The sequence below is a fragment of the Aeromonas tecta genome, from assembly GCF_000820185.1.
GTDB classification, from domain to species: Bacteria; Pseudomonadota; Gammaproteobacteria; order Enterobacterales; family Aeromonadaceae; genus Aeromonas; species Aeromonas tecta.
In genome coordinates this window covers 52,638-77,692 of sequence record NZ_CDCA01000025.1, presented here as the reverse complement: position 1 = coordinate 77,692, position 25,055 = coordinate 52,638, and the positions used below count along the sequence as shown (strand labels likewise).

The 25,055-nt window shown below is 60.6% G+C and carries 22 protein-coding genes and 1 riboswitch; of the genes, 9 read left to right on the top strand and 13 right to left on the bottom strand.

Annotated features, from left to right (window positions below; genetic code table 11):
* Window positions 1-181 precede the first annotated feature (181 nt).
* The 3 genes from ycfP (at window position 182) to BN1137_RS09520 (ending at window position 2,798) form a co-directional block, all read left to right on the top strand.
* Window positions 182-721, top strand: coding sequence for an alpha/beta hydrolase YcfP (ycfP, locus tag BN1137_RS09530; RefSeq protein ID WP_050718369.1), 540 nt, complete (start codon window positions 182-184; stop codon window positions 719-721).
* A 74-nt stretch (window positions 722-795) separates the two neighbouring features.
* Window positions 796-2,088 carry an NAD(P)/FAD-dependent oxidoreductase gene (locus tag BN1137_RS09525; RefSeq protein WP_050718368.1) on the top strand — a complete coding sequence of 431 codons (1,293 nt, stop codon included), beginning with the start codon at window positions 796-798 and terminating at the stop codon, window positions 2,086-2,088.
* Between the two features lie 62 nt (window positions 2,089-2,150).
* The gene (locus tag BN1137_RS09520) at window positions 2,151-2,798 is read left to right on the top strand and encodes a hypothetical protein (RefSeq protein WP_050718367.1); all 648 of its coding nucleotides are present in this window, start codon (window positions 2,151-2,153) and stop codon (window positions 2,796-2,798) included.
* Between the two features lie 78 nt (window positions 2,799-2,876).
* On the opposite strand, the gene BN1137_RS09515 is transcribed toward BN1137_RS09520, so the two are convergent.
* Window positions 2,877-4,067 carry an OmpP1/FadL family transporter gene (locus tag BN1137_RS09515; RefSeq protein WP_083443425.1) on the bottom strand — a complete coding sequence of 397 codons (1,191 nt, stop codon included), beginning with the start codon at window positions 4,065-4,067 and terminating at the stop codon, window positions 2,877-2,879.
* Between the two features lie 262 nt (window positions 4,068-4,329).
* On the opposite strand from BN1137_RS09515, the gene BN1137_RS09510 reads away from it, so the two are divergent.
* Window positions 4,330-4,647 (top strand): heavy metal-binding domain-containing protein, encoded by a 318-nt coding sequence (locus tag BN1137_RS09510; RefSeq protein WP_050718366.1) that lies wholly within the window; start codon window positions 4,330-4,332, stop codon window positions 4,645-4,647.
* Window positions 4,648-4,726: 79 nt separating this feature from the next.
* Here the strand turns inward: BN1137_RS09510 and BN1137_RS09505 are convergent, their stop codons facing one another.
* Window positions 4,727-5,569 (bottom strand): patatin-like phospholipase family protein, encoded by an 843-nt coding sequence (locus BN1137_RS09505; protein ID WP_050718365.1) that lies wholly within the window; start codon window positions 5,567-5,569, stop codon window positions 4,727-4,729.
* Between the two features lie 289 nt (window positions 5,570-5,858).
* Between BN1137_RS09505 and BN1137_RS09500 the strand changes: the two genes are divergently transcribed.
* Window positions 5,859-6,869, top strand: coding sequence for a S66 family peptidase (locus BN1137_RS09500; protein ID WP_050718364.1), 1,011 nt, complete (start codon window positions 5,859-5,861; stop codon window positions 6,867-6,869).
* A 182-nt stretch (window positions 6,870-7,051) separates the two neighbouring features.
* On the opposite strand, the gene BN1137_RS09495 is transcribed toward BN1137_RS09500, so the two are convergent.
* A complete protein-coding gene (locus BN1137_RS09495) occupies window positions 7,052-9,325 on the bottom strand; it encodes an LTA synthase family protein (protein ID WP_050718363.1) in 2,274 nt (757 codons plus the stop codon).
* A gap of 257 nt (window positions 9,326-9,582) precedes the next feature.
* Here BN1137_RS09495 and BN1137_RS09490 point away from each other — a divergent pair, with 257 nt between their 5' ends.
* On the top strand, window positions 9,583-10,695 hold the full coding sequence (locus tag BN1137_RS09490; RefSeq protein ID WP_050718362.1) for a protein kinase family protein: 1,113 nt from the start codon (window positions 9,583-9,585) through the stop codon (window positions 10,693-10,695).
* A gap of 85 nt (window positions 10,696-10,780) precedes the next feature.
* On the opposite strand, the gene lysC is transcribed toward BN1137_RS09490, so the two are convergent.
* The gene (lysC, locus tag BN1137_RS09485; RefSeq protein WP_050718361.1) at window positions 10,781-12,133 is read right to left on the bottom strand and encodes a lysine-sensitive aspartokinase 3; all 1,353 of its coding nucleotides are present in this window, start codon (window positions 12,131-12,133) and stop codon (window positions 10,781-10,783) included.
* Window positions 12,134-12,219: 86 nt separating this feature from the next.
* Window positions 12,220-12,441, bottom strand: a riboswitch (Lysine riboswitch).
* A gap of 133 nt (window positions 12,442-12,574) precedes the next feature.
* Window positions 12,575-13,903 carry an amino-acid N-acetyltransferase gene (gene argA / locus BN1137_RS09480; protein ID WP_050718360.1) on the bottom strand — a complete coding sequence of 443 codons (1,329 nt, stop codon included), beginning with the start codon at window positions 13,901-13,903 and terminating at the stop codon, window positions 12,575-12,577.
* Between the two features lie 234 nt (window positions 13,904-14,137).
* On the opposite strand from argA, the gene msrA reads away from it, so the two are divergent.
* Entirely contained in the window at window positions 14,138-14,770 is a 633-nt protein-coding gene (msrA, locus tag BN1137_RS09475; protein WP_050718359.1) for a peptide-methionine (S)-S-oxide reductase MsrA, read from the top strand.
* Window positions 14,771-15,089: 319 nt separating this feature from the next.
* Here the strand turns inward: msrA and BN1137_RS09470 are convergent, their stop codons facing one another.
* From BN1137_RS09470 to BN1137_RS09460, 3 genes are read right to left on the bottom strand one after another with little or no spacing between them, the layout of a single operon-like run.
* On the bottom strand, window positions 15,090-15,425 hold the full coding sequence (locus BN1137_RS09470; RefSeq protein ID WP_050718358.1) for a DUF3802 family protein: 336 nt from the start codon (window positions 15,423-15,425) through the stop codon (window positions 15,090-15,092).
* A gap of 56 nt (window positions 15,426-15,481) precedes the next feature.
* Window positions 15,482-16,033, bottom strand: coding sequence for a GNAT family N-acetyltransferase (locus BN1137_RS09465; RefSeq protein WP_050718357.1), 552 nt, complete (start codon window positions 16,031-16,033; stop codon window positions 15,482-15,484).
* A gap of 8 nt (window positions 16,034-16,041) precedes the next feature.
* Complete coding sequence (locus tag BN1137_RS09460; protein WP_050718356.1) at window positions 16,042-16,419, bottom strand: MmcQ/YjbR family DNA-binding protein; 378 nt, start codon at window positions 16,417-16,419, stop codon at window positions 16,042-16,044.
* A 108-nt stretch (window positions 16,420-16,527) separates the two neighbouring features.
* On the opposite strand from BN1137_RS09460, the gene BN1137_RS09455 reads away from it, so the two are divergent.
* Window positions 16,528-17,316 carry an alpha/beta fold hydrolase gene (locus BN1137_RS09455; protein WP_050718355.1) on the top strand — a complete coding sequence of 263 codons (789 nt, stop codon included), beginning with the start codon at window positions 16,528-16,530 and terminating at the stop codon, window positions 17,314-17,316.
* 312 nt (window positions 17,317-17,628) lie between these two features.
* Here the strand turns inward: BN1137_RS09455 and BN1137_RS22390 are convergent, their stop codons facing one another.
* The 4 genes from BN1137_RS22390 to BN1137_RS09440 all read right to left on the bottom strand — a co-directional run bounded on the left by BN1137_RS22390 (window position 17,629) and on the right by BN1137_RS09440 (window position 22,952).
* Complete coding sequence (locus BN1137_RS22390; protein WP_157433695.1) at window positions 17,629-18,438, bottom strand: hypothetical protein; 810 nt, start codon at window positions 18,436-18,438, stop codon at window positions 17,629-17,631.
* A gap of 234 nt (window positions 18,439-18,672) precedes the next feature.
* Window positions 18,673-19,830 carry a lipocalin-like domain-containing protein gene (locus tag BN1137_RS09450; RefSeq protein ID WP_050718354.1) on the bottom strand — a complete coding sequence of 386 codons (1,158 nt, stop codon included), beginning with the start codon at window positions 19,828-19,830 and terminating at the stop codon, window positions 18,673-18,675.
* Window positions 19,827-22,226: an ABC transporter permease gene (locus BN1137_RS09445; RefSeq protein WP_050718353.1), complete on the bottom strand. Its 2,400-nt coding sequence runs from the start codon at window positions 22,224-22,226 to the stop codon at window positions 19,827-19,829. Before BN1137_RS09445 ends, BN1137_RS09450 begins: the two co-directional genes overlap by 4 nt.
* Window positions 22,227-22,271: 45 nt before the next feature.
* Window positions 22,272-22,952: an ABC transporter ATP-binding protein gene (locus BN1137_RS09440; RefSeq protein WP_050718352.1), complete on the bottom strand. Its 681-nt coding sequence runs from the start codon at window positions 22,950-22,952 to the stop codon at window positions 22,272-22,274.
* 140 nt (window positions 22,953-23,092) lie between these two features.
* Between BN1137_RS09440 and BN1137_RS09435 the strand changes: the two genes are divergently transcribed.
* Window positions 23,093-23,560 carry a DUF4357 domain-containing protein gene (locus tag BN1137_RS09435; protein WP_050718351.1) on the top strand — a complete coding sequence of 156 codons (468 nt, stop codon included), beginning with the start codon at window positions 23,093-23,095 and terminating at the stop codon, window positions 23,558-23,560.
* A 207-nt stretch (window positions 23,561-23,767) separates the two neighbouring features.
* On the opposite strand, the gene BN1137_RS09430 is transcribed toward BN1137_RS09435, so the two are convergent.
* The gene (locus tag BN1137_RS09430) at window positions 23,768-24,961 is read right to left on the bottom strand and encodes a Bcr/CflA family multidrug efflux MFS transporter (RefSeq protein ID WP_050718350.1); all 1,194 of its coding nucleotides are present in this window, start codon (window positions 24,959-24,961) and stop codon (window positions 23,768-23,770) included.
* Window positions 24,962-25,055 lie beyond the last annotated feature (94 nt).

The window sequence follows — 25,055 nt, the reverse complement described above, 5'->3', positions numbered from 1 at the left end:
TGTGCCGGCGGCGCTCCAACAGGGCCGATTTGTCCGCGAAGCGTCATAAACACCGGATGAAATGCGTTTTATGGCGGCCGGGGGCGTGATCCAAAGCAAGAAAGTTGGATGTTGTGGTGGCGCATGGGCCCGCCGCTGGAGTAGTTTCGATAGAACCGACACAGTTTCCGAGGTCTTATCCATGATCATCTATCTGCATGGCTTTGATGCCACCAGCCCCGGCAATCATGAGAAAGTGCTGCAGTTGCAGTTTATCGATGATGATGTGCGCTTCGTGCACTACAGCACGGTTCATCCCCGCCATGACATGAGCCATCTGCTCAAGGAAGTGAAGAAGCAACTCGACATGAGCACGGACCCCAAGCCCCTCATCTGCGGCGTCGGGCTCGGTGGCTACTGGAGCGAGCGGATCGGCTTCCTGTGCGGCATCAAGCAGGTGATCTTCAACCCCAATCTCAACCCGGCGGAGAACATGCAGGGCAAGATCGACCGGCCGGAAGAGTACGACGACATCGGCACCAAGTGTGTAACCGAATTTCGTAATAAAAATTCAGGAAACTGCCTGTGCATCCTTTCCGTTCAGGATGAAATCCGCGATAATCGGGACACTGAACGTGAATTGAAGAACTATTACGACATCGTATGGGATGAGCACGAGACTCACAAATTCAAGAATATCTCGTATCATCTGCAGCGGATGAAGGCCTTCAAGGAAGCTTGAACCATCACGTCAACCGATTTCGTTTTAGGGAGCCAATGGCTCCCTTTCGTTTTGAGGAACCAAGGGAAATTATCATGATGAATATTGTCGTTGTAGGTGGTGGCGCCGGCGGTCTCGAGCTCGCGACCAGCCTGGGCCGCAAGCTGGGCAAGAAGAACAAGGCCAAGGTCACCCTGGTCGATCGCAATCGCACCCACCTGTGGAAACCCCTGCTGCACGAAGTGGCCACCGGCTCCATGGATGCGGGCATCGATGCTTTGAGCTACCAGTCTCACGCCAAGAACCACGGTTTTGACTTCCAGCTTGGCAGCCTGACCGACATCAAGCGCGATGAGAAACGCATCGTGCTGGCGCCTATTCACGACGAGAACGGCGAGCTGGTGGTGCATGAGCGGGAAGTCGCTTATGACGTGCTGGTGATGGCGATCGGTTCTGTTTCCAACGACTTCAACACCAAGGGCATCAAGGATCACTGTATCTTCCTGGACAGCCCCTCCCAGGCCCATCGCTTCTACAACAGCATGATGAACCGCTTCCTGCAGTTCGCCACCGAATATAAGCCCGGCGACAAGGTGAAGATCGCCATCGTCGGCGGCGGTGCCACCGGGGTCGAGCTCTCCGCCGAGCTCTATAACGCGGTAGAGCAGCTCTATGCCTACGGCTTCAAGAATCTGACCACCGACAGCCTGAAGGTGACCCTGGTAGAAGCGGGCCCCCGTATCCTGCCGGCCCTGCCGGAGCGCATCAGCGGCGCCGCTCACCAGGAGCTGTCCAAGCTCGGGGTAGATGTGCGCACCGCCACCATGATCACCGAAGCCACGAGCGAGGGGCTGCACACCAAGGATGGCGAGCTGATTGAAGCGGACCTCATGGTGTGGGCTGCCGGTATCAAGGCGCCGGACTTCATGAAGGACATCGCGGGTCTGGAGACCAACCGCATCAACCAGCTGGTGGTGAAAGAGACGCTGCAGACCACCCGTGACGAGAACATCTTCGTGATCGGCGATTGCGCGGCCTGCCCGCAGCCGGATGGCAAGTTTGTGCCGCCGCGCGCCCAGTCTGCCCACCAGATGGCGAGCCAGGCGTTCAAGAACATCCTGGCCAAGATGAACGGTGGCGAGATGAAGCCCTACCTCTATCACGATCACGGCTCCCTCGTTTCCCTCAGCCGCTTCTCCACCGTGGGCAGCCTGATGGGCAACCTGATGCGTGGCTCCATGATGGTGGAAGGCTATCTCGCGCGCATGGTCTACATCAGCTTGTACCGGATGCACCAGGTCGCCCTGCACGGCTACATCAAGACCGGCCTCATCATGCTGGTGGGTCGCATCAACCGGGTCCTGCGCCCGAGCATGAAGCTGCACTGATACCGATAATGGCCCGGCTCACCCCGGGCCTTTTTGCATCTCACCATCGATGAGGCCCGTTTGTGAATACCACTTCTTGCGAGGAGATTGGCTTCCAGGGGCCAATAACCCCTCTGACCACGCTCCTGCTGGCGGCATGTGACATCCTGTTCCTGCTGCTGCTCACTCTGGTGCCGACCCTCACCGTCGCCCTCGATCTGCGCTGGCTCCATAACGGGGTGGGGGAGATCTCCATCACCGAATTGCTACAGGAAGGGGTGCTGCTTGCCATCGTCATCGGTCTGTACTGGAAGGGCCGGGTCCTGCCCGAGGTGCGCGCCTTCTTGTGGCTCATCGCCGGCTTCTTTGGCTGCCTGCTGATCCGCGAGCTGGACATGTTTTTCGATATGATCTGGCATGGCTTCTGGATCTATCCGGCCCTGTTGCTGGCCGCCGTGACCCTGCTTCATACCTGGCGTCACGGCCGCGCCACCTTGCTCAGTGGTGCCGCCCGCTTCGCGCAGCATCGCAGCGCGCTGTTCACGCTGTTTGGCTTGCTGCTGGTGGCGGTGTTCAGCCGGGTGTTTGGCAGTGGCTCCCTGCTGTGGAACGAGATCCTGGGGATGAGCACGGCCTTCGAATTCAAGACCGCCCTGCAGGAGGGGATAGAGCTGCTGGGCTACTCCTATGTCGCTTACGGCATACTGTCCCACGGTGGCTACTTGCGTTAGGCACCTCTGCTGTTTTAATGAAAAAGCCGCACCCTGAGCGGCTTTTTTGATGGGCTTTTTCTATGGGTTTTGGGGCGCTTAGAAGCGGGTGTTGTAGTTGACGGCGAAGAAGTAGAGCGCCGGGCTGGGGTAGTGGCCGGAGAGACTGCCCTCCTGGACGCTGGCGCTCTCTACATGCACATATTCGAACCCGGCCCCCAGGGTGTCTTGCGCATTGAAGGCGTAGGTGGCGCCGGTGCCAAGGCGCAGTGCCACACCGCTTGGCACCGTCAGGGCGGTGTTGTTCTGATCCCGATAGGCGCTGCTGTCATAAGCCAGTCCGCCATTGAGGGTCCACTGGGGGGTCAGCTTGTGCTGCACTCCGGCGGCCAGGTGGTAGGTATCTTGATAGAGGATTGCCGCTGCCAGGGGCCGGTCAAAGACGGTGACCTGGTTGTCGTTGTAGCGGCTCCAGTCCTGCCAGTCGAGGTTGCCCATGATGGCCCAGTCGGGGGCAAACTCGTGATAGCCGCTCAGCATCAGCTGTTGCGGACTGTTGACCAGGCTCGCGATGGGGAGCGTTGCGTTGACGGCGGGCTGGTTGGGCCGCTGGAAGCTGACCTCGCGATCGATGTCGAAGTGATACTGCATCTCGCTGCTGTAACCCAGGCCAAAGCGGGTCGTCGAATTGAGCTCATACAGCACCCCCAGCTTGGCGTTGAAGGCCCAGTCGGTGTCATCCTGCTTCTGCTCCCCCTGACTGTCCTCGCGTTTGAGGGCAAACAGGCCGTAGTTGATGCCAAGCCCAGCCCCGACCGACCAGTGATCGTCGATCCGGTAGGCGAGCGATGGCTGCAGGGTCAAGCCTATCAGGGTCGCTTCTTTTACCAGCTGCTTGCCCGCCCAGTCACCGTAATCCAGGCCCAGGCCAAAGTTGCCATAGCTGGCAAAGCCCAGGGTCCAGCGATCGTCGAGCTGCTGGCTGTAGTAGAAGGAGGCACCGGGGAACCAGCCAATCACGGTATCGATGTCTTCCTGCGCCGGATCGTCCAGATCGTAGGGCGCATCCCCATACAGCATCTGGCCTGCCACGGTCAGGTTGCGGCCCTCGAGGTGGCTCAAGCCCGCCGGATTCATGAATTGCACCGTCGCATCTTGGGCCCTGGCCGCCATGCCGGCGGTCGCCAGGCCAAGATCGTTGGTGCCGGTCTCATACAGATAGAGACCCGCGCCCTGGCTGGGGGCGGCCATGAGCATGCCCAATGGCAACAGCAGCAGTTGTCGTCTCATAAAGGTCCGGTTTGCATCATTCCTGATCATCTGCGTTGCGCTCCTGCGACTGACACGGGCATGGTGGTATAGACGAGTAAAAAGGTTATGACCAGGTCATGATAAATACAAGTTTGGGTGCCAAATCAGCCACTTGCTACCGCCTGATATGCTTGGTTGCGGTTCACCTATATGGGGTGGCCAGGCTTATGATTTTGACGCGCCGCTGTTACCATGCCGCCAGATGCGCAACCTGCGCGATGTTCACACCACAGGAGCCCTTATGATCCTCTCGACTACCCCCACCCTGGAAGGCCAGACCATTCGCGAATACCGCGGCATAGTGGTAGGCGAAGCCATCCTCGGCGCCAACATCTTCAAGGATTTGTTCGCCGGCATTCGCGACATCATCGGCGGCCGCTCCGGCGCCTATGAGAAAGAGCTGGCCCGCGCCCGCGAGATTGCTTTTGATGAGCTCAAAGAGCGGGCAGCGGCGCTCGGTGCCAACGCCGTGGTCGGCATCGACATCGACTACGAGGTGGTGGGGCAAAATGGCAGCATGCTGATGGTCAGCATCAGCGGTACCGCCGTGGTGCTTTAACCTCTACGGGTGTGGAAGAGAGCCGATAACGTCGTTATCGGCTTTTTTATTGCGCTCGCGCCGCTCGCCATCGGCCGGATCAATTGAGCCGGGCCGCCTGATAACCCGCGCACTTGCCCATCAGATAGCCGACCTCCAGCTTGCTGAGGTTGCGGGTGAAGCGGGAGACCGGGAAATAGTCTGCCGGGGCGATCACCGCTATCTGGCAGTCATCCGGCGGATTGGCGATGAAATCGAGCGCCTCGTTGTAGCGGCGATCCCGCTGCGCTAGCGCCTTGGCCAGGGCGGGACGGGCCTTGAGCAGGGTGCGGATCATCCAGGGGAAGGGCATGGGTTTGAGCCGATAGCCCAGTGGCTCGGAGAGGATCACCGTCATCTGGCGAGCCCCGCGTCGATAGGCCTCGATCACCGGAATGGAGTCGGCCACCCCGCCATCCGTCATCGGGATGCCGTGCACCTGCGGATAGTCCCGCGAGACGAGGGGAATGGCGCAGCTGGCGGGCAGCACCTCGTGCATGTTCTCCGGCTTGACCCGGATGTACTGTGCCTCGCCGGTCAGGGTATTGGTGACCACCGCATAGAAGGGGATGGCGCTGGCCTTGAGGGTACGAAGATCGAGGGGATACTGGCGACAGCTGGTACGCCAGAGCCAGTGAATATCCACCAGATTGCCTCCCTTGGCGAAGCGCAGCGGATCCATGAAGCGCTGCGAGCAGGCCAGCTTGGTCATGATGTCGTGGCTGCGACCGTGCTGGCTGGCGAGATAGGCCAGCAGGTTGGTGGCACCGGCCGACACGCCGATCACAAAGTCGAAGGGGCGATAGTCATGTTCGAGGAACGCATCCAGCACTCCGCTGGCAAATATGCCGCGCATGGCGCCGCCTTCGACAACCAGTGCGCTGGGAGAGGGGTGCTTGATCATGATGGTGACCTCATCAAAGGAGCGGCAATGGAGATGCCGAGAAACCGGTCGCCAGCGGGGCTGGCCGACAATGTGGGGCCATTCTAGGTCGCGCTTTTTGTTTAGAATATCTGTCAATGCCAAACAAGTTGTTTGGTTTTTCTAAACAAAAACCGACCCTGAAGCGGCTTGTGAGGCGGGTCGGCCATGGCTTAGGATGGAGCCTGAACTGGTTTTTAATCACTTGGCCCTGAGGTCGCTGGGCCACTGCATTCCCATCCCAAGGTAGGCATCCCAAGGCAGGTATCTCATGGCATTACTCAAGCCCGCCGGGCTTAAACCCGGCGACACCATCGGCTTTTTCTCCCCCTCCAGCGCGGCCACCGCCTGGGCGCCAAACCGGTTCGAACGTGCCAAAGAGTATCTGACGACTCGGGGGTTCAAGCTCAGGGCCGGCAGCCTGACCGGCGCTCAGGATCATTGGCGATCCGGCTCCATTGCGGCGCGGGCCGAGGAGCTCAATACCCTCATTCGCGATCCAGAGGTGCGCGCCATCATGTCGGTGATCGGCGGCAACAATTCCAACTCCCTGCTGCCCTATCTCGATTACGAGGCACTTAAAAACGATCCCAAGATCCTCGTCGGCTATTCGGACGTGACGGCGCTGCTGCTCGGCATCCACGCCAAGACCGGGCTGGTGACCTTCTATGGTCCGGCGCTGGTGGCCTCGTTCGGTGAGTTGCCGCCGCTGGTGGACCAGACCCTGGCTGGGTTCCGGGAGATCTGCATGGCCGGTGGGGCAAAGGTACCCCACCGGTTGCCAACGCCGGCCCACTGGAGCGAGGAGCGGCTCGACTGGGAACACCAAACCCGCGCCAAGCAATGTCAGTCCAACCGACTCGTCTCGGTGGGGACGGACAAGGTACGGGGCAGACTTATCGGCGGCAACCTCAATACCCTGTATGGGATCTGGGGCTCCCCTTATATGCCGCCCATCGAGGCGGGAGACATTCTGCTGCTGGAAGATAGCCTGCTGTCCGCCGAAACCGTTGAGCGATCCTTTGCCCACCTCAAGCTGTGCGGGGTGTTCGAGCGCATCGGTGGCCTCATCCTCGGCAAGCACGAGCTGTTTGACGATCGGGGCAGCGGCAAGCGGCCGCTCGACATCCTGCTGGAGGTGGTGGGGGAGCCCGGCTTCCCCATACTGGCGGAGTTCGACTGCGCCCACACCCACCCCATGCTGACCTTGCCGCTGGGTATCCAGGCCGAACTGGATCTCGATAGCCAGCGCCTGACCCTGCTGGAGTCCTGGCTGCGTTAGTCGGGGCTGGGAGATAAGGGGGAATAAAAAGAGGCCGCAGTTGCGGCCTCTTTCAGGTGATGGCGAGAGAAATGGGCCTCTCTCGTCACTGTCATGGTTTCATTGGCTTCAGGGCCGCACATTGGCCCTGAAGCCAATGGCAAGGATCTGCGGTCTTGTCATCGTTGTTTGCTCCGTTGACATCAGGGCAGAGCATCGGCGCGGAAACTGGCGCGGATCTGCGGCACCAGCGGCGAGGGATCGAAGCCTTTTTCCTCCCCCAGCACCGGGTGGAGCAGGGCCACCTCCGGGATCGGGGTGAGATCCCCGGCCAGCAGCTGGCGGGTGGCCTGACCCATCTGATAGAGCTGGCGCACCGGCGCAAACTGGCGCTCGAGTGAGAGGGCGCCATCGTCGCGGGTGAAGGCCATCATAGGGATTTGGTAAGGCGCATCCCGGGGCGGTTTGGCACCGTGAATGCCCTTGCCCGCCGACATCAAGAACGGCTGATGATCGCCAAAGGCCACCACCAGATAGCGCTTATCGGTGCGATCCAGGGTCTTGAGCAGCCGCTCGAGGGAGGCCATGGCATCCACCACCCCGGTGTAGTAGGTGTTGAGCAGCTGCTTGTCGGCGGCGCTCTGATCCGGGCAGGCCTTGTCGAGTTGCTGGGCCTGGTAGCGATCGCCATCGAAGGGGCCGTGGCCCTGCATGGTGACCGCGTAGGCAAAGAGCGGCTGGGCATCCTGCTCGCTGCGCTTGAGTAGATGATCGATCAGTGCATCGTCGGAGATGTAGAGTCCTTTATGTTCGAGGCTGGTGAAGCGGGTGTCGAACCAGCGCTCCTCGTAGCCCAGCGCCGGTATCGCCTTGGCGCGGCCCCAGAATTTTTCCACATAGGGATGGGCGAATAGGGTGTGATAGCCGCTCTGTTTGGCGCTCTGCGCCAGCCCAGGCACCTGCTCGGAGAGGTAGTAGTAGGGCACCACCCCCTGCTTGAGCAGCCCCACCGGCAGGCCGGTGTTCATCTCGAACTCCGCCAGCACCGTCATGCCGCCGGTGGTGGGAGAGTGAATGGTTTTCTGCCACTGCTGCACCCCGACGGGCAGACTCAGGGTGGGGGCGGGGGCGCAAATTTTGCCTTGCCAGTCGAGCCAGAGCGACTCGTATTGCAGCACGATCACCAGATCGAAGCGGGTCGATTGGGCAACGGCGGGCGGGACGGACTCCCGGTGGCCAAGTTCAGGGGTGCGTTCGTTGATCTGCAAGGGGTAGCGGAAGATGCTGCCGCTTTGCAGCATCTCGTCCACCAGGTTGAACAGATAGAGACCGGGGCCGGCGCGGATGATGTCGCGGTGGTAATTGACCGCCCTGTCCACGTAGCGCACGTTGGCTCCCAGCAGCTTGTTGCCGGTCTGGGTGGCGAACACGCAGAGTGCGAAGAAGGCCGCGGTGGCGGCGATGGTGCGCAGTACCCAACGCGACAGCGCGAAGCGCCAGCACACAAACAACAGTAACAGGACGCCGAGCACCGGCAACACCGGGTGTTGATCGAGCAGTATGTGCACCAGCGCCAGCAGGTTGCCAAGATCGTCACCGCCAAGCGGCACCCCATAGATGGCGATCTTCATGAAGTTGGCGAGCAGACCGATGCCGGACAGCGCCGTGAACACCAGCCCCATGTAGAGGTTGAAGCCCGCCAGGGCGCACAGACTCCAGCCCAGCACCATGCTGCCCCAGGCCAGGTAGTAGTGCTCTGGCCGAAACCCTGACCAGAGCAGAAACTCCCCGAGTTTGAACACCACGAAGCCGTGCAGCAGCACGAAGGTGAGGTTGCCGAGCAGCAGGCTGCCAAGCACCCGGGCACCGTAACTCTGGCGCAGCCGTGGCAGCAGGGCCCGCAGCACCAGCGCGCTGGCCAGCAGCACCAGCAGCAGGCTGGTCATCAGATAGCCGAGGTTGAAGCCGCGCTCGGGCAGGGTCTGCAGGATCTGGCTGTACTCCGCGCTCTCCGGCCTGTCTTTGAGCAGCAGGCCGATGCGCAGCTGGTAGCGGCTGTCCAGCGCATCATCCGGTGCCCGCAGGGTGCTGTTGAGATCCAGGCTGCAGCGCTCCTTGCGGCATTTCTGCCGCTTCTCCACCGCCTGGCTCAGCTGATCGATGCGCTCCCCCTTGTCGTTGAGCAGCTCGACCCGCACCTTGTCCCCCTCCTGCAACGGCTTGAGCAACTGCCACTGACTGTGGACCACCAGATAGAGACCACGGCTGTCGCTCTTGTAGAGCAAGGAGTGACGGCTGAGGGTGGCCAGCGGCTGATCGGCGGGCCCCAGGATCAACGGCTGGGCACGCCCGAGCCAGCTACCGGGATTGATGAGCGGCAGGATCAGCGTCAACAGCAACAGCATGGCCAGCAGACCAAACAGCAGATTGGCCAGCCGGGAAGGGGGGGAGCTGCGGCCACAAACGGGGGCATTCATATTGGGCTCATCCTTGGAGCGGGGTGGGGTCGCGGCAGCGCGACTGCATCTATTTTGACCCGATGGTGCTGGGCTTGTTCCTTCAAGTCAATTTAATGACGGCAAGATGAATATTGTGTGACTGCCGTGACTTGCAAATTGTGATCCCGATCCGGTGAGTGGATTGATTCTGTGATGAAAACGGCATCATGGCACTTTGCTGCTGGTCTGCTTCCGGCTTGCTGCTTAGTCTCTCAATAACGGCTGGAGGTACATGTATGAATCCCAAGGTTGCGGCACGTCAGGCAAGATTGCTCCAGATGCTGGAGAGTAAAGAGGAGATCAAAATCGGGCGTGAGCGGGACTGTCCCCTGCCACTGACTCAGCTGGTGAAATTGACCGAGGCACATCCAGCAGTGCTGAAGGTCTATCGCCACGGGCTCACCGCCGAGGTGTTCCATCTCAAGCTGGAGGGGCATCACTGGTGTTTGAAACGGCGCAGACACGACTCGCTGGTGGCCAATGCCGACGGCAAGACCGCCTTTCTCACCGAGTTGGAGCGGCGCCGTGAAATCGAGGCCCTGCGCGAGCTGCATCCCACCATCCTCGCCCATGTGGTCTGCACCTGTTTCGGCTCTGCCCGGGCCGGGGTCATGGTCTCCCCTTGGCTGCGCGGCGCCCCGGTCAGCCAGTTGAACCAACGCAACCTGGCACAGATGCTGGCGGTCGAGGCGGAGCTGGCTCATTGGGGCTGGTTTGACTGGGATCCGAGCCCAGGCAACCTGCTCGACGATGGCCAACAGATCTCGGTGTTCGATTTCGGCTACATGTGGCCCTTCGATCCGCGCCACGAATTCAACTCAAACGGCCTGTCCGATCCTGAGTTCCACGTACCCGAGCGGCTGGAAACCCGCACCCTGTCAGGGCTCTGGCTGGATGAGGCAGATCCCTTGCCGCTGTTTCGACATTGGCGCGAGCTTTGCCTCGGCTGGGCCAGCGAGGAGCTGCGTTACCTGACGCGCGAGGGGGCCAGCGAGCCTGTGCTGACGCGCTTGCAAGGGCTGCAAGCGCAGTGGCGGTTGGCCTTGGCAAGCGACGAGGCACTCGCCGCCAGTTGGTGGCGCGACATGTATCGCAGCCATCGGCTCGATATCCAGGACGATCTCAGCGGCAAGAGCTGCGGCCCGCTCACCCTGCGCCGCCTCGATTGGCTTGAACGGGCGGTGAGCGACCACTTCCCGGCGCTGGCCGATAGTCTGGGGCCAGAGGAGGCCGCGCTCGGCCAGGCCGGGCTCTTGCAAAAGCTGGCCGGACTGCGTGAGCAGATCCAGGCCAACCTGTTGCCGCCATCTGTCTCTGTGGCCTCGGGGGCGGGCCACGCCACCGTCTAGCCGGGGCTTTCGGAGTCAAATTCGGAGTCAAAAAAAGCGGGGCCTTGGCCCCGCTTTTTTATGTCGAGAATTCAGATGGCGTGGCTCAGTCGAGCAGCTCCTGATGCAGACGGTTGACGATGTGGCCCGCCTCGCTCTCCTTGACCAGGAAGCAGAGGTTGTGGGCGCTGGCGCCGTAGCAGATCATGCGAATATTGTGCTCGCGAATAGCATCAAACACTTGGCTACCGACCCCGACCGCCTCACTCATGTGGTTGCCGATGAGGGCCACCAGTGCGAAGCCGGTTTCGACCTCCACCTTGCACAGCTGACCGAGCTCGGCCAGCACCTTGTCGCTGAGGATGGGCTCACCATTGCTCTGGCTGCCGGTGTGATCCAGGGTCAGCGAGACGCTCACCTCCGAGGTGGTGATGAGATCCACCGAGATGCGGTGGCGGGCCAGGATGCCGAACACCTCGGCCAAGAAGCCGTAGGCATGGAACATGTTGAGGCTGTGCAGGGTGACCAGCACCTGCTGGCGGCGCAGGGCCACGGCCCGGAACAGCGGGTTGGTGCTGGTGCTGGCGCGGATCCAGGTGCCACCGGCGGCCGGGTCCTTGGCGGAGCCGACGAACACCGGGATATCCTGGCGCAGGGCCGGTTGCAGGGTCGCCGGGTGCAGCACCTTGGCGCCGAAGGTGGCCATCTCGGCCGCCTCCACGAAGCTTATCTCGGGGATGGGGCGGGCGCGGGTGACCAGGCGCGGATCCGTGGTGTAGATGCCGGGCACGTCGGTCCAGATCTCGATGCTGCCCGCATCCAGCGCCTCGGCCAGCAGCGCCGCGCTGTAGTCGGAGCCACCGCGACCCAGGGTGGTGGTGCGGCCATCGGCATCGGCGCCGATGAAGCCCTGGGTGATGACGAGGCTGTCACCAATCACCGGGCCCAGGCTGGCCTGGCAGAGGGTGCGGGTCGCGGCAAGATCCACGCTGGCCTTGCCAAAGCGGCTGTCGGTGCGCATCAGCTGGCGCACATCCTGCCACTGGGCCTTGACGCCGCGCTGGCACAAGAGTTCGGTAAAGAGACGGGTGGACATCAGCTCGCCGCAGGCGATGAGCCGGTCCGCCAGCTCCGCATCGGTGTGCTGGCTGGCCTGACGGGCCATGGTGCGGATCTCGCCGAGCTGGGCGTGAATGAGAGCGTTCACTTCGCTGGGATCCCCGAGCGCGCTCAGGATGGCTTGCTGGATGCCGGTCAACTTGGCCAGCTGGGCATCTTGCCCCGCCTCGTCGAGCTCACCCTGAGCCAGCGCCACCAGCAGGTTGGTGACACCGGCGCTGGCGCTCAGTACCACCACCCGCGTCGCCGGATTGGCCAGCACCACGTCGGCACAATGGTTCATGGCCGCGGCATCGGCGACACTGGTTCCGCCAAACTTGGCGACGTTGATCGGGCTCATTACATACTCCTGTCTCAAGGTGAAAATCCGGTTTCATCAGGCAAAAGAGAGGAGGAGGCGAAAAATGGCAGGAATAGCGAAGGATCCCGGCCAGAAGCACTCCATCCGCGGTGCCCATCCCACAAGGATCCAGCGGGATGCCTGTGGGATGTACACGACCGATGACAGCCCGGGGGATTCAGCCCACGTAGCCGACGCAGCGGTGTCCAGTCACCTGCCTCGTCTCGGCGCTGCTCCCCCTGACCCAAGTTCACCGGACGCTGGTGTCCTCCCTTGGGCTGCCTGGGCAGCGCTCCTCTTCTGGTGCCACCTCGGAAGGTGGCGTGCATGTAGAAATACCCCGCACTGGATTGCACTGTCAATCGAGTTTGTAAAAAAGTTAAGAATTGGCAATAACCCAGCACAAGATCAATTGGTTACGTTAAGGTCTCGTACAAACAGTTACGAAATAGTCTTGGACAATACCTTGGAGCGGCGCTGCCAGTTGTAGAGACGCTGGCGCTCTACCGGCAAGTCTTCCACCTCCAGCGGCTCGAAGCCCCGCTCCCGGAACCAGTGAATGGAGCGGGTGGTGAGCACGAACAGGCGGGCGATACCGAGCCGTTTGGCCCGCTCGGCCACCTTGGCCACCAGCTGATCGCCCCGGTTGGAGTTGCGATACTCGGGGTGAATGGCGACGCAGGCCATCTCGGCCATCGCCTCTTCCATGAAGCAGTAGAGGGCGGCGCAGCCGATGATGAGGCCGTCGCGCTCTATGATGGTGAATTTGTCGATCTCCATCTCCAGCTGCTCGCGAGAGCGGCGCACCAGAATGCCTTCTTCCTCGAGCGGGCGGATCAGATCCAGGATGCCGCCGATGTCCTCGATGGCGGCGGCGCGGGCGCGCTCGGCGCTTTCCCGCACTATCTGGGTGCCGAGGCCATCACGGCTGAACAGCTCCTGCAGCATGGCACCGTCGTCCTGATAGCTCACCAGGTGGGAGCGGGGCACGCCGCCACGGCAGGATGCGATGGCCGCGCGCAGGTAGCGGGCGGTGCCGGACATCTCCTCACCGGCCTGCTCGAGTTCAATCAGCAGTTCTTCGGCCTGCTCGGGGAAGAGCTCGGAGATGGCTTCGCCGTGGCGGTCCATCACCCCCTGGGTGCTGCTGAAACAGATGAGCTTGTCGGCGTTGAGATCCACCGCCACCCGCCGCGCCACCTCTTCCGAGCTCAGGTTGAAGCTTTCGCCGGTGACCGAACAGCCGATGGGGGAGATGAGCACCAGCCCATGTTGATCCAGCTGGCGGCCGATCCCTTCCACGTCGATGCGGCGCACCCGGCCGCTGTGGCAAAAGTCGATGCCATCGTCCACTCCGAGCGGCTGGGCGGTGACGAAGTTGCCGCTCACCACGCTGATGCGGGCGCCCTGCATGGGGGTGTTGGCCAGTCCCATGGAGAGCTGGGCGGTGATGTCGTACTGCAAGCCACCGCACACCTGCTTGATGATGTCGAAGCTGGCGTCGTCGGTGACCCTGATGCGTCTGTGGTACTGCGCCTCTATGCCGGCCCGGGCCAGCGCCTCGTCATTTTGCGGGCGGGAGCCGAACACCAATACCAGGCGAATACCCAGCGTCTGCAGCAGGGCGATGTCACTGACGATGTTGGCAAAATTGGGGTGGCAAATGGCTTCCCCGCCCATCATCAGTACGAAGGTGGCGCCCCGATGCACGTTGACATAGGGGGTTGATTGCCGAAAGGCATAGACCAGGCTGGGTTCGCGTTCACGCACTTGAGGCTTCTTCCATAAAAAAACAGCAATTCGCTCAATATATGAAAATAAATTCACAAATCAAGACTAAGTATTGATTTTGCGGTTTTCTTTTGTCATTTGTTGCAGGCGAGGGGCCACTGGGATCGCCCCAGGCTGCCGCGGCGAAGTTGATCCCGACCCATAAACTGTTATCTTCGATATTCCTTTTCGTCAGTCGCGGCGATCCGCGCGTTTTATACAGGGACAGGCCATATGGAGCAGATTATTTCACCGGCAGAGGCGCTGCCGGGTCGGCGGGAGGCACTGGTGATCGGCCAGCAGCATGCGGTCAATGGTCATCCGACCCAGGGCCCCTGGCCCGAGGGGATGGAATCAGCCTGGTTTGGCATGGGCTGCTTCTGGGGTGTGGAGCGTCTGTTCTGGCAGGTGCCGGGCGTCTACTCCACCGCCGCCGGTTATCAGGGGGGGCTGACTCCCAACCCCACTTACAAGGAGGTATGCAGCGGGCTGACCGGTCATGCGGAGACGGTGCAGGTGGTGTTCGATCCCAAGGTGATCAGCTACGGCGACTTGCTCAAGCTGTTCTGGGAGCAGCACGATCCGGCTCAGGGCATGCGCCAGGGCGGCGACGTGGGTACCCAGTACCGCTCGGTGATCTTCTTTGATGACGACAGTCAGGAAGCCATCGCCCAGCAGAGCCAGGCCGCCTTCCAGCAGGCCATGATGGCAAGCGGCGACGTGCGCGCCATCACCACCCGGATCCTGCCGCTGGCGCCTTTCTATTACGCCGAGGATTATCACCAGCAATATCTGAAGAAGAACCCGGAAGGCTATTGCGGACTGGGCGGGATCGGGGTCTGTCTGCCGCCCTCCCTGAATCGCTGAATGTGACAAAAAAGAGCGTTGAATGACGCTCTTTTCATCAAATTGAAAAGAATCTTGAAAATTTATGTCATGGTCGGGAACTTAATTGGACTTAAGCTGACTAAAGTAGGGTAGCTACCACGGATGGCAGCTTAGACCAGACACATTTTCTTGCCTCGATATTCATTCAACTTAGAAAAGCGCGATGAATTGAAAATGATAGCAAGCAGGGCTGCCCATGAGGCGGCCCTTTTCATGGGTGACGATCTGGCAGAGCAGGTGCGGCAGGGAAAGCGTCTGTAGCGCGCGGCGCTTTCCTATCTGATTGATATCTGGCGGCTTAACCGATGACGCTGTCGAACAGGTTCTTGATGAGATCGATAAATTCATCGAGGAAGGCTTGCTGGGCCGGGGTCGGCGCCCGTAGCCAGACCGCGGAGAGCACCTCTTCCAGATCGGCCACCACGGCGTCGGCTTCCTGCATGATCATGAAGCGCACCTTGGGATCGAGTTGCGGGTTCTGCTCACAGATAGCCATCAGGTTGTCGGCTACCCGGCTGCTCACCAGATCCTCGATGGTCTGATTGCCCGTGCCCTGCTGCTGGCTCTCAAACAGTCCAAGACTCTCGACCAGATACTCTATCAGCGCGATATAGCCTTCGCTCTCTACCACCATGCTGGCTGCCTTCATTGATTGATATGCGGAAATGGGGGGTATTTTAGTGGCTGGCCCTAGCTTGGCAAGCGGCAGTGCAGGCGATGGCGGATAAAACTGACCCCGCCGCGTTCGACAGTTTCCAATCCGGTCTGCTCGAAGCCGTGGCGCAGAAACAGCGCCAGGCTGAAGGTGCTCGCCTCCGTGGTGAGAGTGCGCAGCCCCAGGCGCCGGGCGGCCTGCATGGCGGTCTCCAGCAAGCGGCTGCCGAGCCCCATCCGCTGATGGTTCGCGCTCACATAGAGCAGGCTGAGGTGACCGTCCTGGCTCAAGGTCACAAAGCCGAGCGGCCTGGTTGGCTCCGTATCTTGTCCAGCCATCTGCGTATCCCCTTGCTCTGTCACCAGTTCAATCACCCAGCCGTGGTGCTCCCGCAGCTGAGTGACGAGGCCAGGATGGCGAGCGCCCTGGGCCCACCGCTCGACTTGCTCGGGGCTGTAGTGCTCGGGGCCGCACTGTAGCACCGATTGCTCGAACAGGGCGAGCAGGGCCGGGATATGGCGCTCATCCAGAGGAACGATGCGATAGGTGTCGGGGTCGAGGGGTTGCGGGGCTGAGGAGTCAGACATGGGAAGGCTCATGGTTTGATGGGAGAAGATGCGTGGGAAGAGGCCTGTGGCCGTTTGGCTTTGGGCAGACCCGCCACCACGCGCTGGTAGGAGTGTTCAATCCAGCCTTGCCAGAGCTCGGCATCGAGATTGTCGGTCAGGGTCACCGTGTTCCAGTGCTGCTTGTTCATGTGCCAGCCCGGTTTCACCTCGGGGTGGATCTCCCGCAGCAGCAACGCGAGTTCCGGCTCGCATTTGAGGTTGATGGTGAGGGGCGCTGCCTGCCAGTCCACCAGGGCGAACATCTTGCCGGCGATGCGATAGACCAGGATCTCCGGGCCGAATGGCGTATCTTCGGTGGCGCCGGGCTGGCTTAGCAGAAATTCACGTAACGATACAAGGCTCATACAGGACTCCATGCTGGTCCGATGATAAGTGGCAGCATATTCAGCGGGGGGCCCCTTCTGTTAATATGCCCGCCGAGTATATCCCCCAACTCTCCGGGAGCCCATAAGATGTTGTACCACAAGACCTTTGAGCTGAGCCCCGAGCGGGATTGGGTGGTGTTCGTGCATGGCGCCGGTGGCAGCTCCTCCATCTGGTTCAAGCAACTGCGCGCCTATCGCGAGCACTTCAATGTGCTGCTGCTGGATTTGCGCGGCCATGGCCAGTCCAACCAGTTGCAGCAGGTGGTCAAGGGCCACTACAGCTTCAAGGCCGTGACCGAGGACATACTGCGTCTGCTCGATCACCTGCGCATTCCCCGTGCCCACTTTGTCGGCATCTCCTTGGGCACCATTCTCATTCGCCATCTGGCGGAGCTCTGCCCGGAACGGGTCAAGAGCATGGTGCTCGGCGGCGCCATACTGCGGCTCGACATCCGCTCCCAGACGCTGGTGCAGCTCGGCCGGGTCGGCCAGCACATCCTGCCCTACATGTGGCTCTACCGGCTGTTCGCCTTCATCATCATGCCGCGCCAGCACCATCAGGAGTCCCGCAACCTGTTCGTGCGCGAGGCTAGAAAGCTCTGCCAGAAGGAGTTCAAACGCTGGTTCCGCCTCGCCACCGAGGTCAACCCCCTGATGCGCTACTTCAAGGAGCGCGCCCTGCCGATCCCGACCCTTTATTTGATGGGAGAGGAGGACCATATGTTTATTGCCCCGGTGCGCGAACAAGTCGCCCGCGACCCCTACAGCCAGCTCGCCATCATCGAAAACTGCGGCCATGTCTGCAACGTGGAGCAGCCGGAGCACTTCAATCGACAGTCGTTGGCGTTTATATCCAGCCAAGTGGTCATTGCCTAAGTTATTGACTTGGGAGGGTTAGGCGTAGGTTGGGTTGAGCGAAGCGAGGTCCAACACGATGATATTATTATCAACCCATTTATTGCCGGTTTGAACTATCTTAAGTCGACCCAATTTGCGTAACTTAATCGAATGCACGGAAAGGTAATTAATTTAGGTGGGGAATCAGTTTTACTCAAGTTAAGATATCTCTATGGAAATATTAACCCCTTGGTTTTTACATCAAAGTTTTCGCTAATATCGGATTTCATCTTTATAACTAAATATGTTATTTGTGTTCTCCGATTTCTTAACGATATAAAAAACTAAATGTCAATCTAATTTATTATTATTTGTTAATCCTTCTGATGCTCTTATTATTTCGGCTGCTTTCAATAATGTTGAACGATCTTCTTGCTCACCGTTAAGTGTATTGTTGAATGCTAATAGAATTAGAGACTCTAATTCATCTAGTAGATGATAGTATGCACTTGAATTTGCTTTCTCTACATACTGTTCTTGATGAGGTAGTGCAGTAACGATTACTTTCTTTAATCCCTCAGTACTAATAATTTCAGGATAATTTAGACCATTTTTAAGCATATGAATTTTTATTGCTGCATGACCTAAGATAGCTGTATATGCGGAAAAGTATGCCCATGCTACAGGAGAGATAAATGGCCTTATTTTATTAGCATCCGTTGTATCTACAGATGTTAGCTCTACCTTTGCGCCTAACATTTCGAACACTTCTCTGGTCTTTTTGTCTTCTGATGCGTGTTTGACCGCATCGTCGAATTTTATGAAAGATAGGTTTTGAGCTGCGGCTTTAACTGGGGAAAGATAAACAATTTGAGACCAAAGAGTTTCTATTGCTTGGACTTGTTTTTCGAAAAGTGCAGATTGACGCTGTGCAATACCGGTTAATGCAGTGGTTTTAAGTGATTCTAGTTGTAGTTCTTTTGAGCGTAAATCAGCTTTTAGGATCTCCTGTTTTTTAACGAGTTCAGAATTTAGATTGGCTAATTTTTCATCATACTCATGACGAACAGAATTCGTAAGACGCGTAGCTATGACATTTCTGGCTAACCACAAAGCACCAGCTAGCAGGGATGTTGTTGAAATAGCAGGAACCCAATCCATCTCATACTCCATAAATAGGTATAACGTCCAACTCGGTAGGTGTGATTAGCGAAGTACAATCGTTTTTTCGTGGTTTTTCTTGGTCTTACAAACAGATAATAGAAAGTATATGTAACAAGGCCCCAAAGGGGCCAAATTGGGATGTTATCAAGCATCTATCTATCTGCTGAGTAAAAATTCACCCAGCACATGGAATTTGAATGATTTTTTGAAGCCGATCAGATTTCAAGGCGATTAATACCCCGTCATCTCCAGATAGCCCAGCCCTGTTGCATCTCCCTCCACAGTCACGGCTCCCTCCCAGTAATCAAAGCGGCCCGTCATGGCCTGATCCGGCTGGCGGGCACGGATGCGGAGGTTCAAGTCTGCGGCCTTCAACTGCCATTCGATGGGGTAGGGTTGGCCCTTGGGGCCGCGCCAGGTCTTGCCCGGAGTAAGGCGGATTTGATCAGGGCTTAACACCCGGCTGCTGCCATCGCGTTCAATCAGGATGCCGTAGCGGTTCTCGGGCTGGTTTTCGGGATTGGCGCGGCCAGCTTTGGTGCGAAGGCGAAACAGCATCAGCTCGCGACCATCATTTAATTGCAGTGAGAACCAGTCCCAGCCCGCCTGCCAATCCGCCAGCACCGAGCTGCTCCACTCGTGATCGAACCAGCCCTGGCCGCTGACTTTACGGGTCTCCCCGTCCAGGGTCAGAGTGCCGTTTAAGCTAAGGCGAGGGAAGGAGTAGTAAAACGAGGCGTTACCCGGGCTCTTCTCGCTGTAACCGGCTTTGCCTTGCAGCACGGCGGGTTTGCGATTGCTCACTCGAAGTTCCAGCTGAGCGATGGCGCTATCGACGTTGAGGCGCGCCGGAAAGAGCGCCGTCCCTTGGGATTGTAGTGCCCACTCCCTTAGCCAATACTCGCCCTGGCTGGCGCCCGCCAGACCCGGCCCCTGACGACTGGTGCGCTCATCTTGCATATGCTTGCCTGTGGCGAGATCCGTGATGGCAAATTGCGCCAGCCAGAGCTGGGGAGTCAGCCAGGGATTGACGAGTGGTTGCTCTCGCTTCAAACCTTCTTTATCCATTGTCTGCCTATCAACGTTCTGCCTGCCAGCTCCCGGCTTATCAACTATTTGCCACTCGACCCCCTGGCGAAACAGGGTCCACTGCAGGCCGTATTCGCGCCCCTGCTCATCTTTAAGGTTGCCGGTGAGATACCACCACTCGGATCGATAGTCCGGGTGGGCCGCGTGATCTGCGGGCAAGTTTATTGTCTGCCCCTGCTGTGCCTTTTTAAACTGATCGCCACCACTGCCCAGCACGGCGCCGAGATCCTGGGCCTGCACGCTTACGCCCAACACGGTCAGCAGGGCGGCCAGCAGGTTGGTACGTAGTGAGCGCTTCATACCACCCTCCTTGCAGCAAACCAGGAGGCCAGGGCCCCGCAGATGGGCGCTAGCAGCAGCGCCGTGATGGCGTGAGTGGGGGCGGCTTCGAATGCCAACCGCCAGCCGAAGGCGCGGGGGTTGACCACTTCGATGAGCACCCAGGCCAGGCCATAGCCCACCGGCAGGGCGAGCAGGGCGGTGAGCAGCCCCAATCCCGCCCCCTGCCACACCAGTAACTGGCGGCAGCGGTGGGGGCTTAAGCCCAGACTCTGCAAGGTCTGCAACTCGGCTTTGCGGGCGAGCCCCAGCACCATAAAGGCGGAGCCGATGCCGACAAAGGCGATCCCCAAGATCAGCAATTTCAGCAACTCGGTCACCACAAAAGTCTGATCGAACACCCTGAGCGCCGCGGCGTGGATGGTGAGGGCGGGCAGGAGGGTAATTTTTTCGCCAAACTGGGCTCGCAGCGCGTCGGCGAGCCGCTCAGGTTGTGGGCTAAAGAGCGCAAGGGACTGCACAGGCCCCGATTCAAAGACATGCAAGACTTGCCCCTTGTCGCTGCCGTAATCCTGATAGACGCCGGTGACCTGCACCGATCGCGGGCCAGATTCCCCCGTGATCTCCAGCCGCTGGCCGACCTTGACCCCAAGGCGCACCGTCAGCGGCTCGCTTGCCAGCACCTCGTCAGGGGCCGCTGGCCAGCGGCCGCTTAGCAGGGGATAGGCGGCTTTGAGCTCGGGGATGGCGTCCATCTGCGCCCATTCGATGGGTTGCCCCTGCCAGCGGGCGGGCTGCACCGAGCGGCGTGACGCCGCGCTGATATCAGGGCTCGTGAGTATGGCGTCCAGGTTCGACTGGTCGAGGGTGCCCCGGTTGCCTGCCGCGCCCTTGGGGACGCTCACATAGAGATCGGCGGCGAGGCGCTGGTTCAGCCAGATTTCCACGCTGGAGCGAAAACTCGACACCATGACACCGATGCCGATGGCGGCGGCGATGGCGAGTTGCAGCGCCATCACCGCGATGGCGGTGCGATCCAGGTGGTATTGGGTCTCGGCTACCCCCAGCCTCAGGGTGAGGCCGCGGCTGCGACGCCGCAAGTGGCCCAGCAGCCAGCACAGGGCGTCCGGTAGGGCGAGCGCCATCGCCAAGAGCCAGCCGCCGGCGATCAGCAGGGCGCCGGGCAAACCGGTTTGGGGCAGCCACAAGCAGAGGGCGCAGACAAGCAGGATAACCAGCGCCAGCAGGCGCCTGCGCCAGGGATGGGTGGCGGGGCGAGCACTTCCCTCCCGTAGTTGCAGCGGCGACTGGGCAAGCAGTGCCCACCAGCCGGGCAGGTTGGCGGCGAGCGTCCCGAGCAGGCCAAGGGCTGCGGCCTTGGCGAGGCTTATGGGGGAAAGGCGCAAGAGATCGATGGGGTTGGGGCCGTAAAGATCGGCCAGTGCCTGGGTCAGCTGGCCCATCAAGCCTTGGGCGAGCAGCACTCCGAGCACCAGGCCTAGCAGGGTACCGACAGAGGCCAAGAGCGCCAGTTCCAGCCCCAGCCAGAGCAGCACCCGGCGCGGCGGCATGCCCAGGATTATCAGCTGGGCGAGCTGGGGGCGGCGTACGCTCTGCACGAAGCGCTGGGCGTTGAACACCAAAAATAACCCCACCGCCATGGCGAGCAGGGAGAGGGCGCTGAGGTTCAGCGCCAGGGCGTCGCCGAGCTGGCTGGCATCGAGCGCCGGGCTGATGGGTTCGAGCCACAGTGGTTTGGGCAGTTTGGCTTGCAGCGCCGCGGCTTCAGATTCGCTTAGCTTGAACAGGATGCGATCCAGCCGCCCGTTTTTGCCAAGCAGGGGCTGGGCGATGCCGAGATCGGTGAGCAGCAGTCGCTCCATGGGAACGGCGCCGGGCTCGAAGGTGCCCGCCAGGGTCAGCTGGAGTGTCCGCTCGGCCTGCATAAAGGTGCGGGTTTCTCCGACGGCCCAGCCCAGACGCTTGGCCTCGGGCGCCGCCAGCCAGACGCCGTCGGCCCGCGCCAGGGAGAATGCCTCGTCATTGCCACGCTTCTTGTCTGAGCCCAGCAATGGGCTCAGGGGGCCCGGGTTCAAGAGATCGATGCCGAGCAGCTGAAAGCTGCGGCCCTGCTGGTCTTTGAGCCAGGCGTGCACCTGGGGGAGGGCGGCGAGGGCGCGTTGGCTACGCACCAGCTTCACGTAGAGCTGCTCATCGAGCCCGCCGCTCGGGGCCAGCCGATAATTCGCCTCTCCTGCCAGCTGGCTGCGGGCGGCGACGAAGTTGGTCTGGGCGCTGTGGTTGAGCAAGTCGATGGCCACCACCAGGGAGACCCCCAGCATCAGCCCGGTCAGGCTCATCAGCAGCAGCCAGGGGTGGGCGCGGTAGAGGCGCAGCAGCGCCTTTAGCGGCAGCAAGGCTCGGCTCCTTGCGCTGGATCAGCCGTCCTGACCATCATCAGATCAGCCATGGGCAGGGCCCTTGAGAGCCACCAATTGGCCTCCTTCGAGCCGCAGTACCCTGTCCGCCAGCGCGCCATAGCCCGGGTTGTGGCTCACCAGCAAGAGCCCGGCGCCGGTCTCCTTGACCGCTTCCATCATCAGCGCCATCACCTGCTCGGCGTTGTGCTCGTCGAGACTGCCGGTGGGCTCATCGGCCAGCAGCCAAGTCGGTCGGTGAATGAGCGCCCGGGCCAGGGCGACCCGCTGGCGCTGACCGCCAGAGAGCTGCTCCGGCCAGGCCTGGCGTTTGTCCGCTATCCCCAGGCGTTCGAGCAGGGCGTCCACCCGATCGCGCTGGCGCGGCAGCTGGTTTATCTCCAGCGGCAGGCAGAGGTTCTCTTCCACCGTCAGGGTCGGCAGCAGGTTGAAGTCCTGATAGACGATGCCAAAGTGCCGGCCGCGCAGCCGGGCCCGCTCGTTCGGCGATTGCGCGTCGAGCCGGGTCTCCCCCAACCAGATCTCGCCACTGTCTGGCGCTATCAGCCCCGCAATCAGGTTGAGCAGGGTCGACTTGCCACAGCCGCTCTGCCCCAGCAGCAGGCAGGTTTCACCGGCGGCGAGGGCGAGATCCAGGCCGTGAAACAGCGGCAGGCGCTCGCTGCCATTGTCGAAGCTTTTGCAGAGGTTGCGCAGGGTCAGCATGTGATAACCGGTTGATGGTCAATGGCTTTCACTATGCCAGTTAGTGATCGCGGCTGCAAAAGAGGTGAGGATCCTTGCTGGATCCCAGCCGCCAGAGGTGGTTAGAATAGAGGCTTCCATGGGTCACAGGATGAGCAGGGATGTTACACAAGCAAGTCAGTTTTATCATCGATAGCAAGGGCACCAAGCAGGCTGCCGTGGTTCCCATCGATATTTATAACGAGCTGATGACCCTGCAAAAGGCGCTCTCCGACAACAAACCGGGGGAGCGCGAGCTCTACCATTTCAACGGCAAGGGGGCGGAAGCCCACGGCTATCCGGTCGGCAAACGGCAAAATCCCGGTTTCATGGTGCAGGCGGGATCCACCGCCAACGGTGAAGATGCGGCTTCCCTGCGCGAGGCGGTGATCGAGCTGCGCCTGGAGCTGCTCGATAAAGGGGTGCTCGGCCCCCGCGCCGAGGGGGGCTTCGTGTTTATCGCCGATCAGCTGTTCAACAGCCCGAGCCTGGCCGCCAGTCTGGTGGCGGGTAACAATCGAAGCGGGTTGGACGCCTGGCAAAACAGCGCTGGCTATACCCTCAAGCAGTCCGGGTTTGGCAAGAAATAGCCTCAGGTTCATCAGCTTTGCTAATGAATAAGGGCAATTGATTAGATTTTTTTAGCATTGTGAGCCGGTAGCGGCGAGTGAAGGTTTGGATTGGGCCCTCTCGCCGGCTCTTTACGGCTCAAAGCACGCGGCCCCGGCGCCCTTTGCATCGATACCCGTTCGATGAAAGTGGCGCCGGGGCCGCGTTTTTTATGGCGTTGGCCTGCCTCAGCGATTTTTTCCGGTTAGCAGCCAGTAGCTGAGCGCCGAGCCAAAACCACAGGCCGCGATGGCGATGGCCATGGGCAGGGGGGATTCGGGCGGATTGAGGTTGACCAGGATGCCGACCAGGGCGCCGACGCCAAAGCGCAGGGTGCCAGCCAGCGCCGAGGCGGTGCCGGCGGATTGGGGGAAGTGACCCATCAGGCCGGTCATGGCGTTGGCGCCCACCAGGCTGATGTGACCGACGAACAAGACCACCGGAATGACGATGCCCCACAGGCCGCCCGTCTGGCTCCAGGCGTTATAGATGAGCAGGGCACCGGCCAGCGGCAGCATCATCAGGCCGTATTGCAGCATGCGCTCGGCGCCCACCCCTTTCACCAGTCGACTGTTGACGAAGGTGACCACCATCATCAGCAGGATGTTGAGGCCAAACAGCCAGCCATAGTGCTCGGTCGGTACCTTGAAATATTCGATATAGACATAGGGCGAAGCGCTCAGGAAGGCGAACATGCCGGAGCTCGACAGGGCGCCGCACAGCACATAGCCCATGGCGCCGCGATGGGAGAGCACCCCCCAGTAGTTGCGCAGCACCTGCCCGAGCTTGAGCGGCTGGCGGTGTTCGGGTTTGAGTGTCTCTTGAATCTTCCACTGCATCACCAGACAGATGAGCAGGCTGATCCCCACCAGCAGCCAGAAGATCACCCGCCAGTCGCTGTGGGCGCTGATGTAACCGCCCACCACCGGCGCCACCAACGGTGCCAGGGTCATCACCAGGATGACAAACGACATGGCGCGGGAAAAGGCATCCTTCTCGAACAAGTCCCGCAGCAGGGCGTTGACCACCACGGAGCCGGCCGCCCCGCCGGCGGCTTGCAGCATACGCCAGGCCAGCAGCTCGGGCAGGGAATCCGCCATGGCGCAGCCGACCGAGGCGACGGCAAACATCGACAGTCCCGCCAGGATCACCGGTTTGCGGCCATAGCTGTCGGCGAGCGGGCCGTAGAACAGTTGGCCGATGGCGAAGCCGCCGAGGAAGGCGCTGATGGTGAGCTGGGCACCGTCGATGCTGGTGGCGAGATCCCGGGCGATGGCCGGGATCGCGGGCAGGTACATGTCGACCGCCAGCGGTGTCAGACCCGCCAGGGCACCGAGCAGAATAAACAGGAAGCGAGGAGAGAGGGCTGTGGACTGGGGCATAGGGTATCCGATCGTGAGCGAATGGGGCGTGCGCAACAAAGCTTCATTTTAACAGCTTTGGCCGCCCCTGGTTGGACTATCACGCCCCGGGGCG

Excerpts from the sequence above, each read along its gene's own strand:
- ycfP (WP_050718369.1), top strand. The coding sequence starts at position 182 with ATGATCATCTATCTGCATGGCTTTGATGCCACCAGCCCCGGCAATCAT.
- BN1137_RS09525 (WP_050718368.1), top strand. The coding sequence starts at position 796 with ATGATGAATATTGTCGTTGTAGGTGGTGGCGCCGGCGGTCTCGAGCTC.
- BN1137_RS09515 (WP_083443425.1), bottom strand. The coding sequence starts at position 4,067 with ATGAGACGACAACTGCTGCTGTTGCCATTGGGCATGCTCATGGCCGCC.
- BN1137_RS09510 (WP_050718366.1), top strand. The coding sequence starts at position 4,330 with ATGATCCTCTCGACTACCCCCACCCTGGAAGGCCAGACCATTCGCGAA.
- BN1137_RS09505 (WP_050718365.1), bottom strand. The coding sequence starts at position 5,569 with ATGATCAAGCACCCCTCTCCCAGCGCACTGGTTGTCGAAGGCGGCGCC.
- BN1137_RS09500 (WP_050718364.1), top strand. The coding sequence starts at position 5,859 with ATGGCATTACTCAAGCCCGCCGGGCTTAAACCCGGCGACACCATCGGC.
- BN1137_RS09495 (WP_050718363.1), bottom strand. The coding sequence starts at position 9,325 with ATGAATGCCCCCGTTTGTGGCCGCAGCTCCCCCCCTTCCCGGCTGGCC.
- BN1137_RS09490 (WP_050718362.1), top strand. The coding sequence starts at position 9,583 with ATGAATCCCAAGGTTGCGGCACGTCAGGCAAGATTGCTCCAGATGCTG.
- lysC (WP_050718361.1), bottom strand. The coding sequence starts at position 12,133 with ATGAGCCCGATCAACGTCGCCAAGTTTGGCGGAACCAGTGTCGCCGAT.
- msrA (WP_050718359.1), top strand. The coding sequence starts at position 14,138 with ATGGAGCAGATTATTTCACCGGCAGAGGCGCTGCCGGGTCGGCGGGAG.
- BN1137_RS09470 (WP_050718358.1), bottom strand. The coding sequence starts at position 15,425 with ATGGTGGTAGAGAGCGAAGGCTATATCGCGCTGATAGAGTATCTGGTC.
- BN1137_RS09465 (WP_050718357.1), bottom strand. The coding sequence starts at position 16,033 with ATGTCTGACTCCTCAGCCCCGCAACCCCTCGACCCCGACACCTATCGC.
- BN1137_RS09460 (WP_050718356.1), bottom strand. The coding sequence starts at position 16,419 with ATGAGCCTTGTATCGTTACGTGAATTTCTGCTAAGCCAGCCCGGCGCC.
- BN1137_RS09455 (WP_050718355.1), top strand. The coding sequence starts at position 16,528 with ATGTTGTACCACAAGACCTTTGAGCTGAGCCCCGAGCGGGATTGGGTG.
- BN1137_RS22390 (WP_157433695.1), bottom strand. The coding sequence starts at position 18,438 with ATGGATTGGGTTCCTGCTATTTCAACAACATCCCTGCTAGCTGGTGCT.
- BN1137_RS09450 (WP_050718354.1), bottom strand. The coding sequence starts at position 19,830 with ATGAAGCGCTCACTACGTACCAACCTGCTGGCCGCCCTGCTGACCGTG.
- BN1137_RS09440 (WP_050718352.1), bottom strand. The coding sequence starts at position 22,952 with ATGCTGACCCTGCGCAACCTCTGCAAAAGCTTCGACAATGGCAGCGAG.
- BN1137_RS09435 (WP_050718351.1), top strand. The coding sequence starts at position 23,093 with ATGTTACACAAGCAAGTCAGTTTTATCATCGATAGCAAGGGCACCAAG.
- BN1137_RS09430 (WP_050718350.1), bottom strand. The coding sequence starts at position 24,961 with ATGCCCCAGTCCACAGCCCTCTCTCCTCGCTTCCTGTTTATTCTGCTC.